The sequence below is a fragment of the Kocuria sp. p3-SID1428 genome (assembly GCF_025149945.1).
In the GTDB taxonomy this organism is placed as follows: Bacteria; Actinomycetota; Actinomycetes; order Actinomycetales; family Micrococcaceae; genus Kocuria.
In genome coordinates this window covers 36169-50730 of record NZ_JALXVH010000016.1, presented here as the reverse complement: position 1 = coordinate 50730, position 14562 = coordinate 36169, and the positions used below count along the sequence as shown (strand labels likewise).

Sequence of the window (14562 nt, the reverse complement as noted above, 5' to 3'; positions counted from 1 at the left end):
GACCCCCATGCGGATCACCACAGGACAGCGATCACCATGTTGATCAGGGCGGATCCGCCCACGCCGTGGGCGATGCCGGCGGAGATCTCCTCGCCCTTGGCGATCTTGCGGCGCCCGATCAGGGCGGCGGCGAAGACCGCGATGGCGATGATCAGCTTCACGGTGAGCTTGACGTGATTGACGGGGCCGTCACCCATCTCGAGCAGGCCCATCAGGAGCAGGCCGGACAGCAGCATGGCCACGGAGGCCCAGAACTGCCAGCCGGTCACCGTGGGCGTGCGGAACGTGGCGATCCAGGTGCCGATGATCACGGCGGCGCCGAAGAGATGGACGAGGACCAGAAGAGAATGCACGAATACCATGGAGAACAGACTATCGGCCCTGTGGTGAGACCCTGTCACCGCTGTGGTGCGGCCCGCGGTGATCTCAGCCACCGGCGCAGCCACCCGTGCACCGCGCCAGCAGGTCCGCTCGCCTGGACATGAGCAGAGCGGACGGAGTGAGCGCAGCCCAGGGGAGAGGGCCAGCCGGCATGGGGAAGGCCCCGCACCGGCGTACGGTGCGGGGCCTTCGAAGCGGCGCCGACTCGGCCTGAAACCGAGCGGGGCAGCTCAGCTCACAGGCCGAGGGAGCCCTCGAAGCGGCCCTCCTCCAGGCGTGCCTTCAGGCCCTTGAGGAAACGACCGGCGTCGGCCCCGTCCACGATGCGGTGATCGTAGGTCAGCGACAGGTAGCACATGTGGCGGATGGCCACGACGTCATTGCCGTCGGCGTCCTGGATGACCATGGGGCGCTTCACGATCGTGCCCGTGCCCAGGATGGCGACCTGGGGCTGGTTGATGATCGGGGTGTCGAACAGGGCGCCGAAGGAGCCGATGTTCGTGATCGTGAACGTGCCGCCGGTCAGCTCGTCCGGGGAGATCGAGCCGTCGCGGCCGCGGGCGCCGAGGTCGGCGATGCCCTGAGCCAGGCCCGGCAGCTCCATATCGCCGGCCTCCTTGAGGACCGGGACCAGCAGACCGCGCGGGGTGTCCACGGCGATCGCCAGATTCTCGGAGCCGTTGTAGATGATCTCCTTCTCGTCCTCCTTGAACGTGGCGTTCAGGGCCGGGTTGGCCTTGAGCCCCTCGGCCACGGCCTGGGCGAAGAACGGGAGGAAGGTCAGCTTGGCGCCGTGCTTGTCCTGGAACTGGTTCTTGGCCTTGTTCCGCAGAGCGGCCACGCGGGTCATGTCGACCTCGGTGACCTGCGTGAGCTGGGCCGACTGCTGCAGCGACTCGCGCATGCGCTTGGCGATCGTCATGCGGATGCGCGGAGCCTTCTCCGTGGTGCCGCGCTTGTCCGAGACCGGCTGGATGGTGGTCGGCTCGCCGTTGTCGGCGATCGGCGCACCACCCTGCTGGGCCGAACCGGAGGAGGCCGGAGCCTCGGCCTTGGCGCCGGACTCAGCGGCAGCCACCACATCCTGCTTGCGGATGCGCCCGCCCACGCCGGTGCCCTTCACGGAGGAGAGGTCGACGCCCTTCTCGCGAGCGAGCTTGCGCACGAGCGGGGTGACGTAGCCGGAGGCCTCTGCCGAGCCGGAGGCGGACGAGGACTCCTGCTGGGGAGCCTTCTGCTGCGCCGACTCGGTCTTGGCCGACTGCGCCTTCTGAGACGTCGCGTCCTGCGCCGACTTCTGCTCCTGCTTGGCCTCGCCGGAGGTCTTGTCCTCGGCGGCCTCGTCCGTGGCCTCGGGGGTCGACGACGACGTGGCTGCGTCCTCGATCTCCTCGTCCGCGTCCTTCGCCGAGGAGTCTGCGGAGTCATCCGCGGAGTCGCTGGAGTCGTCGGAGGACTCGGCGGCGTCAGCGTCGCCGATCACGGCCAGGACCTGGCCGACCTCGGCGTCCTCGTCCTCCTGGACGCGGATCTCGAGCAGGGTGCCGGCCACCGGGGAGGGGACCTCGGTGTCGACCTTGTCGGTGGAGACCTCGAGCAGGGGCTCGTCGACGGAGATCTCCTCGCCGATCTCCTTGAGCCAGCGGGTCACGGTGCCCTCGGTCACCGACTCGCCCAGGGCGGGCAGGGTGACCTCGGTGCCGGAGCCGCCGGAGGACTTCTTGGTCTCGGCCTTCGGAGCCTCCTCGGCGGGCTTCTCCTCGGACTTCTCCTCGGACTTCTCCTCGGACTTCTCCTCAGCCTTCGGCTCCTCCTCCTCAGCGGAATCATCCGCGGAGTCGTCGGAGGAGTCGTCGGAGCTGCCGGAGCCGGAGCCGTCGCCGATGACGACCAGCGGGGCGCCGACCTCGACGTCCTCGTCCTCCTGGACCAGGATCTCCTCGATCACACCGGCGACCGGGGAGGGGACCTCGGTGTCCACCTTGTCGGTCGAGATCTCGACGATGGCCTCGTCGACGGCCACCTCGTCGCCGACCTCCTTGAGCCAGCGGGTCACGGTGCCTTCGGTGACGGACTCACCGAGTGCAGGAAGGTTCACGGTTTCAGACATGTTCAGATTCTCTTTCTGACGTCAGGTCGATGCAGTGCTGGTGATCGGCCGGCGACACTGTCAGCAGCGTCGCCGGCCGAGGTGGCCTGATCAGCCGTGCAGCGGGATGCCCGCCAGGCCCATGGCGGCCTCGCCGAGGGCCTCGTTCTGGGTGGGGTGCGCGTGGATGAACTGCGCGACGTCCTCCGGGTAGGCCTCCCAGTTGACGATGAGCTGGCCCTCGCCGATCTGCTCCGAGATGCGCTTGCCGATCGCGTGGAAGCCGACGATCGGGCCGTCCTTCTCGCGGACCAGCTTGATGATGCCGCCGGTGCCCAGGATCGAGGACTTGCCGTTGCCGAGCAGGTTGTACTCGAAGGTCTCGATGTTCTCCTTGCCGAACTTCTCCTCGGCCTTGGGCTGGGTGTAGCCCACCGACGAGATCTCCGGCTCGGTGAAAGTGACCTTGGGGACGTTGATGTCCTCGACGGGGATCGGGTTCAGGCCCGCGATCTCCTCGGCCACGAAGCGGCCCTGCTGGTAGCCGCGGTGGGCCAGCTGCACGCCCGGGACGATGTCGCCGATCGCGTAGATGCTGCCCACGCCGGTGTGCAGGCGCTCGTTCGGGGTGACGAAGCCGCGGTCCATGGGGATCCCGAGGTCCTCGTAGCCCATGTCCTCGGTGCGCGGGGCACGGCCCACGGCGACCAGGACGACGTCGGCCTCGAAGACCTTGCCGTCGGCGAGGGTGACCTTGGCGCCGTTGTCGTCCTGCTCGACCTTCTCGAAGAAGGTGCCCAGGTTGGTCTTGATGCCCTTCTTCTTGAACTCCTTCTCGAGGTTCTTGATGATGGCGGGGTCCTCGTTGGGGACCAGGTGATCCAGGCCCTCGATGACGGTGACGTCCACGCCGAAGGAGTTCCACATGGAGGCGAACTCGGAGCCGATGACGCCGCCGCCCAGCACGATCGCGGACTTGGGGGTCCAATCGATCTCGAGGGCCTCGGTGGAGGTCATGACCCGATCGCGGATCTCGATGCCCATGGTCTTCGAGTAGGAGCCCGAGGCCAGGATGATGTGCTTGCCGGTGTAGGTGGTGCCGTCGACGTCGATGGTGTTCTCACCGGTGAGCTTGCCGAAGCCGTCCACGACGGTGACCTTCTTGGACTTCATGAGTCCCTGCAGGCCCTTGAACTTGCCGGCGACGATGCTGTCCTTGTACTCGCGCACCTTGGCCATGTCCACGGAGACCTCGCCGATGCTCACGCCGTACTTCTCCGAGTTCTGGGCCTCGGTGGCCAGCTCGGCGGAGTGCAGGTACGCCTTGGTGGGGATGCAGCCCCAGTGCAGGCAGGTGCCGCCCAGCTTGGACTTCTCGATCAGCGCGACGCTGAAGCCCAGCTGGACTCCGCGAAGAGCTGCGGCGTAGCCGGCGGAGCCTCCGCCGAGCACCAGGATGTCGAATTCGTTGTCTGCCACGGATGACGCTCCCTTGCGATCTGTTCCACGTGCGCCCGGCGTCGTCGCCGTGCGTGCCCCTGATATGCCGTGCAGAGGCCTCGGTTCTGTTCGTCAGTCTAGCCCCGTCGCACGCGCGCGCCATGCGGGTGACGACCGTGCCGCACGGCCTGCCCGGAGGCCGGCCGTGCGGCATTGCTCACACGGCGAGCGTGCTCGAGTCTGCTCAGACCGGTCGTCCGGCCACGAGCTCGAGGGTCCGGAACAGGGTCAGGAGGCCCATGCCCGTGCCCTGGCGAGGGGTATAGCCCCACGGGGAGTCCTCGTTGAACGACGGTCCGGCGATGTCCAGGTGCGCCCAGGGGCCGGCAGGGCCCTCGGGGCGCAGATCATCGGCCGAGTCGGTGTGCTCGGCGCCGCCGAACTCCTGCAGGAACAGCCCGGCCACCAGCATCCCGCCCTCGCGGTCGCCGATGTTCTTCAGATCGGCCACGTGCGAGTCCAGCGAGGCGCGCAGGTGATGCGGCAGCGGCATGGGCCACAGGGACTCGCCCGAGTCGACCGAGGCCGACAGCAGCGCCTCGACGGCATCGTCATCGCCCATGACTCCCGCGGTGCGCTTGCCGAGGGCGATCATCTGAGCACCCGTCAGCGTGGCGACGTCGATGAGCAGGCCCGGATCCTCCTCGCGGGCGGCGACGAGGCCGTCGGCCAGCACCAGCCGGCCCTCGGCGTCGGTGTTCAGGACCTCGACGGTGCGCCCTCCGCGGATGCGCAGGACGTCGCCGGGGCGGGTTGCGGTGCCCGAGGGCATGTTCTCGGCCAGGCACAGCCAGCCCGTGGTGGCCACGGGAAGCCCTGCCTCGGCGGCGGCCAGCACCGTGGCCAGCACGGTGGCGGCCCCTGACATGTCCGACTTCATGGTCATCATGGACGCCCCGGGCTTCAGCGACAGGCCGCCGGAGTCGAACGTGATGCCCTTGCCCACCAGCGCCACGTGGTCCACCGGCTTGGCCGGCTCCCAGCCGATGCGCACCAGGCGCGGCGGGTGCGCCGCTCCCTGGCCCACGCCCATCAGGCCGCCGTAGCCGCCGGCGGCGAGCTCGTCCTCGGCCAGGACCTCGACCGAGAGCCGGCCCTTGGCCCCGGTGGAGGTCGCGGCCGCGAGATCGCGAGCCAGCTCGGCGAAGCTGTGCGGATACACCGTGTCCGGGGACAGATCGGTCAGTGTGCGCGACAGTGCCACGGCCCGCCCCAGGTTCTCCGCGCGGGTCAGAACGGGAGCGAGCTCGTCCGCGGGAAGGCTTGCCGCGGCGATCGTGGCTCGGCGCAGCGGGGCATCTCCGGGCGTGCGGGTCGAGTGCTTCTGCGCGGTGAAGGCGAACGCACCGAGAGCGGCGCCCTCGGCCACAGCGGCTGCTTCGGCGAGGTCCTGGGCGGGCAGGGCCAGCACGGCGTGCTCGCGCCCGGCCAGGGCGCGGGCGGCAGCACCGGCGGCGCGACGCAGCGACTCGGCGCGCGAGTCGGTCTCGCGGCCGTCGCCCAGTCCGCTCAGCACAATGACCGGCCAGGCGGAGCCCGATGGCGCGGGCAGGGTGCGGACCTCATCGGCGGCCCCGGAGATCCGCAGCGCCTCCGCCTGCAGCTGCAGATCGGCAGGAAGGCCCTTGGCCTCCAGCGGAAGGGCCACGACGGGGCCGTCGGGGGTCTTCTCCACGCCGAGCACGAGGGCGTCGGCGGACACGGAGGAGAGCTTCTTGGTGCTGCTGCTCAGGCTCAGCCCGCTCGTGGGCACGAGATCGATGAGCGCGGGCGGGGTCTCGGCGCCTACGCGGCGGCGAGCGGGGGAGCTGGACGGGGTGCGGGCCATGGGCTGTCCTCTTCCTCGGTGAGATGATCGGCGTCCTCGCGCGATCAGGGCGTGCATCGGTCCTGCAGCGGAGCCGCTGGCCGGTCGTGCTGAAGTCCCAGCGGCTCGCCGCGTCATGTGCTCGAGGGTAGCCGGGGTCTCGGACAGGGCACGGCGAGTCGGCACCGGCTAGGGGCGGGTGCGAGACTGAGGACCTGCCGCCGCTGCGGAGGCGGGCGCGGAATAGAACGCTGCCGTCGGGCCGTTGCCTTGAGCTGAGGCGTCGGCCCCGGAAGATCGGGGCGGCGCACGGCACGTCGATGGAGGAGCAACTGTGGCTGATGCATCCGAGCTGTACCTGGCGAACCGGAGCCTGCTCGATGACCCCCGGCTGCACGGCGCTCCCATGATCGTGGCCCTGTCCGGCTACGCCGATGCCGGTCATCTTGCGGAGCAGGTGCGCGAGACCCTGCTGGGGCAGCTGCCCTCGGAGGTCCTCGCCAGCTTCGACACCGATCAGCTGCACGACTACCGGGCCCGGCGGCCGCACGTGCGCTTCGTCGAGGACCACTTCGAGCGCGTCGAGAGTCCGGAGCTGGCCCTGCATCTGGTGACGGACCCTCTGGGCCAGCACTTCACGGTGCTGTGCGGGCCGGAGCCGGACCTGCTGTGGGAGCGCTTCCTGGATGCGGTCATGGAGCTGGTGCAGCGCTTGGACACCTCGATCGTCACCGATGTCACGGGATTCCCCATGCCCGTGCCGCACACCCGACCCTTCCTGGTGACCCCGCACGGCTCGCGCACGGATCTGGTGAGCTCGGGCTTCTCCAAGCTGCCGATCATCGAGATGAGCTCCTCGGTGGCCCAGCAGCTCGAGATCCGCCTGGCCGAGGCCGGGATCGATCACGTGGGCTTCTCCGTGCACGTTCCGCAGTACATGGCCGAGGCCACGCTGCCGCAGATCGCGGTGACCGCCTTCGAGCACTTCTCCGCCGCCACGGCCCTGACCCTGCCCACCGATGCTCTGCGCGATGACAGCCGCGAGGCCCTGCAGCGCATCGAGGAGCAGGTGGCGGAATCCCCGGAGATCCAGGCTGTGATCTCCCAGCTCGAGCAGCGCTATGACGAGGCGGTCGACGGGGCGCGGCCGCGCTCCCTGCTGGCCGGCGATGCCGACGAGCTGCCCGACGCCGATGAGATCGGCGCTGCCGCCGAGGCCTTCCTGGCGCAGCGCTCGGAGACCGACGACCTGTGACGGGGGCTGCATCTGGCCGTCCCGTCCCGTTGCGCGACTCGCCCACCGCCTTCCTCGTGATGGGGGTGGGCGTCTTCGCCTACATGATCGCGGTGGCCCAGCGCACGAGCTTCGGCGTGGCCTCGACCGAGGCGGCGGATCGCTTCGGCGCCGCGGCCTCCGAGCTGTCCCTGTTCACGATGCTGCAGGTACTGATCTACGCCGGCATGCAGATCCCCGTCGGCGTGCTGGTCGACCGGCTGGGGACCCGGCGGATGGTCTCCATCGGCGCCGGGCTGATGATCATCGGGCAGCTGATCCTGGCATTCGCGGAGTCGATCGGCGCGGGGGTCGCCGCCCGCGTGTTCGTCGGCGCCGGCGATGCCATGACCTTCGTGTGCGTGCTGAAGATCGTCCCGGCCTGGTTCTCCCTGCGCTATTCGCCCATGGTGACCATGGCGGTCGGCGCGGTCGGCAATCTGGGCCAGCTGCTGTCGGTCGTGCCCTTCAGCCTCCTGCTCTCGGCCGCCGGCTGGGTACCGTCCTTCCTGTCCATGGCCGGGCTGTCCGTGCTGACCCTGGTGCTCGTGCTGGCCTTCCTGCGCGACACGCCGCAGGGCTCTGCTCGCAGCGATCGGCCCACGACCCTGCGGCGAGTGCGCATCCAGGTGCAGCGCTGCCTGCGCGACCCCTCGATCGGACTGGCGTTCTGGCTGCACTTCACCATCCAGTTCACCGGCAACGTCTTCGGTCTGATGTGGGGCTACCCCTACCTGGAGTACGCACAGGGCCTCTCCTTGGGGGAGGCCTCGTTCGTGATGACGTTCTTCGTGCTGGCCAACATCGTGGTGGGCCTGGTGCTCGGGGGGATCGTCTCGCGCGCCCCGCAGCGTCGGATGCGCCTGTCGTTCACCATCATCGGACTGGGTGCGGCTGCATGGCTCGTGCTGCTGCTGTGGCCCGGCATGGCACCGCTGCCCGTGGTGGTCGCGGCCGTCGTGCTGATCGCGATCTCGCTGCCTGCCTCCATGCTCGCCTTCAACGTGATCCAGTCGTTCACGCCTGTGCGCCGGGCCGGCACCGCGACCGGGGTCGCCAATGTCGGAGGCTTTGTGGCCGCCCTGATCGCGATCTTCCTCATCGGCGCCGCGCTGGATCTGCAGCTGGGCCTGGGGTTGAGCGAGGAGCTGTATTCGCCGATGTCGTTCCGCGTGGCCATGGCCACGCAGCTGCTGGTCACGGCCGTGGGATCGGGCTTCTGCCTGGTCTTCGCCCGACGGGTTCGCAGCAAGTACGGCGCCAACGCAGTCTGAGGGCTCCACAGCCGCCGTCCCCGCCTCCGCCCGGGCAGAGGCCTCCACGGATCTGTGCCACCGACGGCGGCGGATGGCCGCGACGGCGAGGCTCCAGTGCATGAGCACCGATGCCGCGCACAGCGATTCCACCCACCCCGTCCGCACCGGCTCCGATCGGGAGCCCGACCATGACCCGTTCACACCCGTGGCACGCACAGCCGCAGACGTTCTGGCGATCATGCCGCACACGCTCGGGCAGTGGCCCAGGCGCTCCGTGGTGCTGCTGACCTGCACCGACACCGAGCCCGGCCCGTGCCTGCGCGTGGATCTGCCCACGGAGGCAGTGCTGGCCGATGAGCTGGCGCTGCTCGAGTGGATTGCCGAGCTGTGCGATCTGCTCGAGCGGGTTCCCGCGGGCGAGCTCGTCTACCTGGCCCTGTTCACCGACGGATCGCCGCTGAGCACGCTGCAGCACGATCAGGTCGTCGACGCCGTGGGGGAGGCCGCGGCGCTGTCCGGCTACGGCATGGCCGGATGCTGGGAGGTGGGGCAGGAGCAGTGGTCGGACCTGAGCGAAGCGCAGCCGCGGATCGCCCGAGACATGCAGGAGATCCGCTCGAGCGCGGTGTGGGCGGCGCTGGTGGTCACCGGCAGCAGCGTGGACGCATCGGCTGCGGAGGTGCGGCCCGCCCGCGCCGAGCCGGGGCGCAGCGAGCTGCGGGTCGAGGACTGCCGCGCACTGGTGCGCGAGTTCGAGCAGCGGTGGAGCCTTCGCCCCGGGGCGGCCGGGCCCCAGGCAGCCCACTGCCTCCACCGCGACGTCGCCGTCCCGGTGGCCGAGTCCCTGGAGGCCTGGCAGCGCCTGCTCAGCGCCTCCTCCTCGCGCTCGGCCGCCGAGCGGGTCGCCTCCTCGGACGCCGGCGCCCAGGCGCAGCTGCTGGTCTGCCTGACGGATCCGCTGGGTTCGGACGCGCTCGCGGTATCGGTGCTGAGCGGTGAGCACGACCGCTGCCTCCGGGCCTGGTGCCAGCTGCAGGCCATGGCACATGGTGCGGGGCATGGCGCGGATCTCGGCTGGATGCTCGAAGTCCTCAAGGGCGAATGGGAGGGCACGCCAGACTGGGAGCGGGTGCAGCAGTGCGAAGGCGTGCTCGAACTGCTGCTGGACCTGCTGCACGGCGCCGACGAGGAGGGACGGCGCTCGGCGCCCGGCGCAGATGCCGAGGCCTGGCTATGGGTGGCCACCGCGCACCTCGAGCGCTTCCGGGCCCGGGGGACACGGGCCACGCAGTGGCTCGAGCTGGCCGCTGATGCCGTGCCGGGGCATCTGGGCGTGGCGCGACTTCACGCGCTGGCGACTCGCTATCCGCTGCCGCGATGGGCGGGCGATCCGCAGCGCAGCTGGCATCGTCGCAGGTGAAGCAGGGGCTGCCGGCAGCGCCGCGGGAAGGCCGCGAGGTCCGGATCCGCACGGCTGAGAAAAAAGATCCGCGACATCGCAGAATCACGGAACAAATGGCGGCGGCCTCTGGTTGGATCCCTCAGTGGGCCCTTCAGGCCCCTCGGATGCGCGTGTGCGCAAGCTGAGGGCTTGACAGGGTCATAGGCGTTCTGACGGTGAGTCGGGCGCTTCGTCTAGTGAGGAAAGGTCAACAGTGTCACCTGCTGCCCAGAACAAGTCGGCTGCCGCTGCGAGCGCGAGCGACCCCGCTGAGGTCGCCACCGCAGGCGAGGAGTCCACGGGCGCAGCCCCGGCCAAGGCCGCCGCCAAGAAGACGACTGCGGCCAAGAAGACCACCGCCGCGCGCAAGTCGACCTCGTCCGCGGCCAAGACCACCGCGTCGAAGACCACCGCCGCCAAGTCAGCCGCGAGCAAGTCGACGGCGAGCAAGTCGGCCGTGACGAAGACTGCGGCCACCAAGTCGACTGCCACCAAGGCCTCGGTTCCGGAGACCGGCGCAGAGGCTGAGGCCAAGACCGAGGCGCTGGAGGAGGCCGAGAAGGCCCCGGCCAAGAAGACGCCGGCCAAGAAGACCGCCGCCAAGAAGCCGGCGTCCCGCAGGACGACCGCGAAGACCGCGGCGGCGGGCGATGCCGCCGAGACGGACGGGCCCGCGGCCAAGACCGCGCTCAAGACGACCCGTCGCAAGGCCGTCCAGGCCGAGCCGGAGGAGACCCCGGAGGACTTCGAGGACGCCTCGAGCGAGGATCTGGACTCGGCCGATGAGGCCGATGACTCGGCGGAGGAGATCGAGGAGGTCGTCGTCCAGGGCGACGACGCCGAGAAGGCTCGCTCTGGCACAGAGGTCATCGCCAAGCCCACGGGCAAGGAGACCGAGTCCAAGTCGGAGAAGGTCCGCGGCTTCGTGCTGTCGAACAACGACGATGACGACGCCCCCGCTCAGCAGGTCGTCTCCGCCGGCGCCACCGCCGACCCCGTCAAGGACTACCTGAAGCAGATCGGCAAGGTCGCGCTGCTCAACGCCGAGCAGGAGGTCGATCTCGCCCTGCGGATCGAGGCCGGTCTGTTCGCTGAGCACAAGTACAAGGGCGAGGACGCGGACAAGCTGTCCAAGGAGGACCGCAAGGCCCTGCGCTGGGTCATCCACGACGGCAAGCGCGCCAAGAACCACCTGCTCGAGGCCAACCTGCGCCTGGTGGTGTCCCTGGCCAAGCGCTACACGGGCCGCGGCATGCTCTTCCTGGATCTGATCCAGGAGGGCAACCTGGGTCTGATCCGTGCGGTCGAGAAGTTCGACTACACCAAGGGCTTCAAGTTCTCGACCTACGCCACCTGGTGGATCCGCCAGGCGATCACCCGCGCCATGGCCGATCAGGCCCGCACCATCCGCATCCCGGTGCACATGGTCGAGGTCATCAACAAGCTGGCCCGCGTCCAGCGCCAGATGCTCCAGGACCTGGGCCGCGAGCCCACCCCGGAGGAGCTGGCCAAGGAGCTGGACATGACGCCGGAGAAGGTCGTCGAGGTCCAGAAGTACGGCCGCGAGCCCATCTCCCTGCACACCCCGCTGGGCGAGGACGGAGACTCCGAGTTCGGCGACCTGATCGAGGACTCGGAGGCTGTGGTGCCCGCCGACGCCGTGAGCTTCACGCTGCTGCAGGAGCAGCTGCACTCGGTGCTCGACACCCTCTCCGAGCGAGAGGCAGGCGTGGTGGCCATGCGCTTCGGGCTCACCGACGGCCAGCCCAAGACCCTGGACGAGATCGGCAAGGTCTACGGCGTGACCCGCGAGCGCATCCGCCAGATAGAGTCCAAGACCATGTCCAAGCTGCGTCACCCGTCGCGTTCGCAGGTCCTGCGCGACTACCTGGACTGATCCGCAGCGCGCCTGCGCGCACCTCGAGCGACGGCCCCCGTCCCGACTGCCTGAACGGCAGCGGCGGGGGCCGTCGTCGTCGCGGGGGCTCCGGGCACGAGCCGCTGCACGCGGGGATGGTCGGGCGCGGCATGCTGGACGTGGCCGTTGCGGGCGCCGTGTTCACGAGCCCCACCGCGCTGCAGGTCCTGGAGGCCACGCGCGCCGCCGATTCGGGCCGCGGCGTCGTCCAGATCGTCAAGAACTACACCGGCGACGTCCTGAACTTCCGGATCGCGGACGAGATCACCGGCGACGATGACATCGAGACCGAGATCGTGCTGGTCGACGACGACCTGGCCACCGACTCCTCGGACGGCGGACCGGGCCGCCGGGGGACCGCCGCCACCCTGATCGTGGAGAAGCTGTGCGGGGCCGCAGCCGAGCAGGGAGCCGAGCTGAGCGAGGTCGCCGAGATCGGCCGCCGCGCCGCAGCCTCGGCGCGGACCATGAGCCTGGCGCTGTCCGCGGGCACCCCGCCGGGGGACGGGCGCCCCCAGTTCGAGCTCGAGGACCACGAGGTCGAGCTCGGCGTCGGCATCCACGGCGAGCGCGCGGCCCGCCGTGGCGAGTTCACCGACGCCGACGGGCTGACGGATCATCTGCTCGACCCGCTGCTCGAGCAGATGGGCCTGGAACAGGGGCAGGAGCTGCTCGTGGTGGTCAATGGCCTCGGCTCGGCCACGCAGCTCGAGCTGAGCCTCGTGGCGCGAGCGGCGCACCATCGCCTCCGCGGCGAAGGACTGTCCGTCGGGCGCTGGCTCGTGGGCTCGTACGTCACGAGCCTGGACATGCACGGCGTGTCGATCACGCTGATGCCGCTGGATCCGCAGACCCGTCAGCTGTGGGACGCCCCCGTGCGCACCCCCGCCCTGACCTGGTGAGGAGCAGAAGATGACCGAGCAGGAGAGTTCCGGGACGGCTCAGGGCCTGGGCGAGGACTTCGGGCGCCGATTCGTGCAGGGCGTGCAGCGGCTGCTGGGCGAGAACGCCGAAGCCCTGGGCGAGCTGGACCGTCGAGCAGGCGACGGTGACTTCGGCACCAGTGTGCGCACCGCGCTGTCGCAGCTGGACAGGGAGATCGAGCAGGAGCAGCCGAGCACCTACCGGCAGTGGCTGAGTGCGCTGTATCGCGGCTGGCTCGCCGTGGGCGGCACCAGCGGTCCGCTGTTCGGCGTGTTCTTCCGAGAGCTGGCCAAGGCTGGTGAGGCGGACGGCACTCTGCAGGTGGAGGAGCTCGTCGAGGCCCTGGCTGCGGGGCAGGCGATCGTGCAGCGCTACGGCGAGGCCGAGGTCGGGGACAAGACGATGGTCGATGCCCTGGCTCCCGCAGTGGAGGCCATGCGCCGGAGCCTGCACGACGGCGAGCCTTCGCAGCACATCCTCGAAGCCGGCGAGGCCGCAGCGGTCGAGGGCGCTCGCAGCAGTGCTGAGAGCCTCGCCCGACGCGGTCGAGCCAGCTATGTGGGAGAGGCTTCGCAGGGGGTGGTCGACCCGGGCGCCGCGGCCATGGCACTGGTGCTGGGCGCGGCTCGTGCCGCCGCTGACGCCGGTCGGGGCGAGCAGCACCCGCGGGAGGTCGACACCGCCTGGCTCGTCTGAGGGACGGGCCTTCCGGCGCAGACGCAGGGGGAGGGCCCTCTCCTGCGACACCGGGACGACGACCTAGCATGAGCCCAGAACCCCGCCGCGTCCGGGAGCCGCCTGCGCTGCGGGGGCACGAGATGCAGGAGAGACCCATGACGCAGGAATCCACCCCCTCCGGATCGCCCATGGGCCTGAGCCAGGAGCCCGTGAGCAGCCTCGAGGTCTTCGAGGCCCAGCAGGTCCCCACGCTGGTGCTGAAGGTCCACGGCCAGCCGATGGACCGGATGCCGGAGGTCTTCGACACCGCCTTCCGCGCGATCTTCCCGGCCATGGCGCAGCACGGGCTGACCCCCAGCGGACCGGCCTTCGCCCTGTACCACCGCGCCCCGGACGAGACCGCGGATTTCGAAGTCGGCATGCCCCTGACCGAGCCGAGCGAGTCCGTGATCGAGGCCGCGGACGGAGTACGGCTGGAGCCGTCGTGGCTGCCGGGAGGACGAGCGGCGCGGATCTCCCACCTGGGCGGGTTCGACCAGCTGTCGGCCGCCTGGGCCGGGTTCATGGGTCAGGTCGCCTCCGCCGGTGAGACCCCCGAGCTGCCGTTCTGGGAGGTCTACGTCACCGAGCCGAGCCCGGAGATGGATCCGGCGGACCTGCGCACCGACCTGTTCACGCGGCTGGGCTGAGCCCGAGGCCTCCGGCACAGCCGAGGGCCCCGTTCACCGATCGGTGAACGGGGCCCTCGTGCCGGCTCAGCGCCCGCGCTGCAGGGGATCCTGAGTGTTCAGGAGATGCGCTCGGTCTCGTCCTGCCACTGGGCGGCCATGGGGCGCAGCTTGTCCTCGTTGGCACGGGCGTGGTGAGCGCAGAAGAGCAGCTCGCCGCCGGTGGACTCGAGGACCACGCGGACGTAGGCCTGGGCGCCGCAGGCGTCGCAGCGGTGGGTGGCGTTCAGTTCTGGGGTCTCAAGTGTGGTGTTCACGATTCCTCCTCGTGCTCGGAGCCCGTCGGATCGTGCGATGTCCGCGACGGATTCGTCTGGTCCAGCATCGACGCTGGGCCGATACCGCGCATCCGATGCGCTCGGTCCTCCGAGGCAGGGGGTGCGGCGGTTCGGACTATAGAACCACGCCGAGCCCCCGGAAGCTTCCCCGCGGCACGCGATTTCGCCCACCGCGCATCCGGTGAGCGCCGCGTCACGGTGGGGACCCGTCGTCGATCGCAACGGGCTGCGGCCCGCGCGGTGTCGCCGAGCCGGTCTAGAGTGGTCTGGCCCGCGCGCCGCCGGGCGG

General features: G+C 70.1%; 12 protein-coding genes. 7 read left to right on the top strand and 5 right to left on the bottom strand.

Features of this window, described 5'->3' with window-relative positions:
* Positions 1–14: 14 nt before the first annotated feature.
* From M3E84_RS05345 to M3E84_RS05330, 4 genes are all read right to left on the bottom strand, one after another.
* Positions 15–362 (bottom strand): hypothetical protein, encoded by a 348-nt coding sequence (locus tag M3E84_RS05345; protein WP_259895082.1) that lies wholly within the window; start codon positions 360–362, stop codon positions 15–17.
* A 254-nt stretch (positions 363–616) separates the two neighbouring features.
* The gene (gene sucB / locus M3E84_RS05340; protein WP_259895080.1) at positions 617–2491 is read right to left on the bottom strand and encodes a 2-oxoglutarate dehydrogenase, E2 component, dihydrolipoamide succinyltransferase; all 1875 of its coding nucleotides are present in this window, start codon (positions 2489–2491) and stop codon (positions 617–619) included.
* Positions 2492–2581: 90 nt separating this feature from the next.
* Positions 2582–3949 carry a dihydrolipoyl dehydrogenase gene (gene lpdA, locus M3E84_RS05335; RefSeq protein ID WP_259895079.1) on the bottom strand — a complete coding sequence of 456 codons (1368 nt, stop codon included), beginning with the start codon at positions 3947–3949 and terminating at the stop codon, positions 2582–2584.
* Between the two features lie 205 nt (positions 3950–4154).
* Positions 4155–5798, bottom strand: coding sequence for a leucyl aminopeptidase (locus M3E84_RS05330; RefSeq protein ID WP_259895077.1), 1644 nt, complete (start codon positions 5796–5798; stop codon positions 4155–4157).
* Between the two features lie 313 nt (positions 5799–6111).
* Between M3E84_RS05330 and M3E84_RS05325 the strand changes: the two genes are divergently transcribed.
* From M3E84_RS05325 to M3E84_RS05295, 7 genes are all read left to right on the top strand, one after another.
* Positions 6112–7032: a PAC2 family protein gene (locus tag M3E84_RS05325; RefSeq protein ID WP_259895076.1), complete on the top strand. Its 921-nt coding sequence runs from the start codon at positions 6112–6114 to the stop codon at positions 7030–7032.
* Between the two features lie 29 nt (positions 7033–7061).
* On the top strand, positions 7062–8324 hold the full coding sequence (locus tag M3E84_RS05320; protein WP_259895074.1) for a nitrate/nitrite transporter: 1263 nt from the start codon (positions 7062–7064) through the stop codon (positions 8322–8324).
* Positions 8325–8424: 100 nt separating this feature from the next.
* On the top strand, positions 8425–9726 hold the full coding sequence (locus M3E84_RS05315; RefSeq protein WP_259895072.1) for a DUF4192 domain-containing protein: 1302 nt from the start codon (positions 8425–8427) through the stop codon (positions 9724–9726).
* Positions 9727–9961: 235 nt separating this feature from the next.
* The gene (locus M3E84_RS05310; protein WP_259895070.1) at positions 9962–11644 is read left to right on the top strand and encodes an RNA polymerase sigma factor; all 1683 of its coding nucleotides are present in this window, start codon (positions 9962–9964) and stop codon (positions 11642–11644) included.
* The gene (locus M3E84_RS05305; RefSeq protein ID WP_259895084.1) at positions 11641–12567 is read left to right on the top strand and encodes a dihydroxyacetone kinase subunit DhaK; all 927 of its coding nucleotides are present in this window, start codon (positions 11641–11643) and stop codon (positions 12565–12567) included. Before M3E84_RS05310 ends, M3E84_RS05305 begins: the two co-directional genes overlap by 4 nt.
* 10 nt (positions 12568–12577) lie before the next feature.
* Positions 12578–13285: a dihydroxyacetone kinase subunit DhaL gene (dhaL, locus tag M3E84_RS05300; RefSeq protein ID WP_259895069.1), complete on the top strand. Its 708-nt coding sequence runs from the start codon at positions 12578–12580 to the stop codon at positions 13283–13285.
* Between the two features lie 137 nt (positions 13286–13422).
* Positions 13423–13956 carry a GyrI-like domain-containing protein gene (locus tag M3E84_RS05295; RefSeq protein ID WP_259895067.1) on the top strand — a complete coding sequence of 178 codons (534 nt, stop codon included), beginning with the start codon at positions 13423–13425 and terminating at the stop codon, positions 13954–13956.
* A 98-nt stretch (positions 13957–14054) separates the two neighbouring features.
* Here M3E84_RS05295 and M3E84_RS05290 read toward each other — a convergent pair whose 3' ends face one another.
* A complete protein-coding gene (locus M3E84_RS05290; protein WP_006214873.1) occupies positions 14055–14252 on the bottom strand; it encodes a hypothetical protein in 198 nt (65 codons plus the stop codon).
* Positions 14253–14562 lie beyond the last annotated feature (310 nt).

Bases quoted from the DNA above. Each gene is read 5' to 3' on its own strand.
- M3E84_RS05295 (WP_259895067.1), top strand. From the start codon at position 13,423: ATGACGCAGGAATCCACCCCCTCCGGATCGCCCATGGGCCTGAGCCAG.
- M3E84_RS05315 (WP_259895072.1), top strand. From the start codon at position 8,425: ATGAGCACCGATGCCGCGCACAGCGATTCCACCCACCCCGTCCGCACC.
- dhaL (WP_259895069.1), top strand. From the start codon at position 12,578: ATGACCGAGCAGGAGAGTTCCGGGACGGCTCAGGGCCTGGGCGAGGAC.
- M3E84_RS05345 (WP_259895082.1), bottom strand. From the start codon at position 362: ATGGTATTCGTGCATTCTCTTCTGGTCCTCGTCCATCTCTTCGGCGCC.
- sucB (WP_259895080.1), bottom strand. From the start codon at position 2,491: ATGTCTGAAACCGTGAACCTTCCTGCACTCGGTGAGTCCGTCACCGAA.
- M3E84_RS05330 (WP_259895077.1), bottom strand. From the start codon at position 5,798: ATGGCCCGCACCCCGTCCAGCTCCCCCGCTCGCCGCCGCGTAGGCGCC.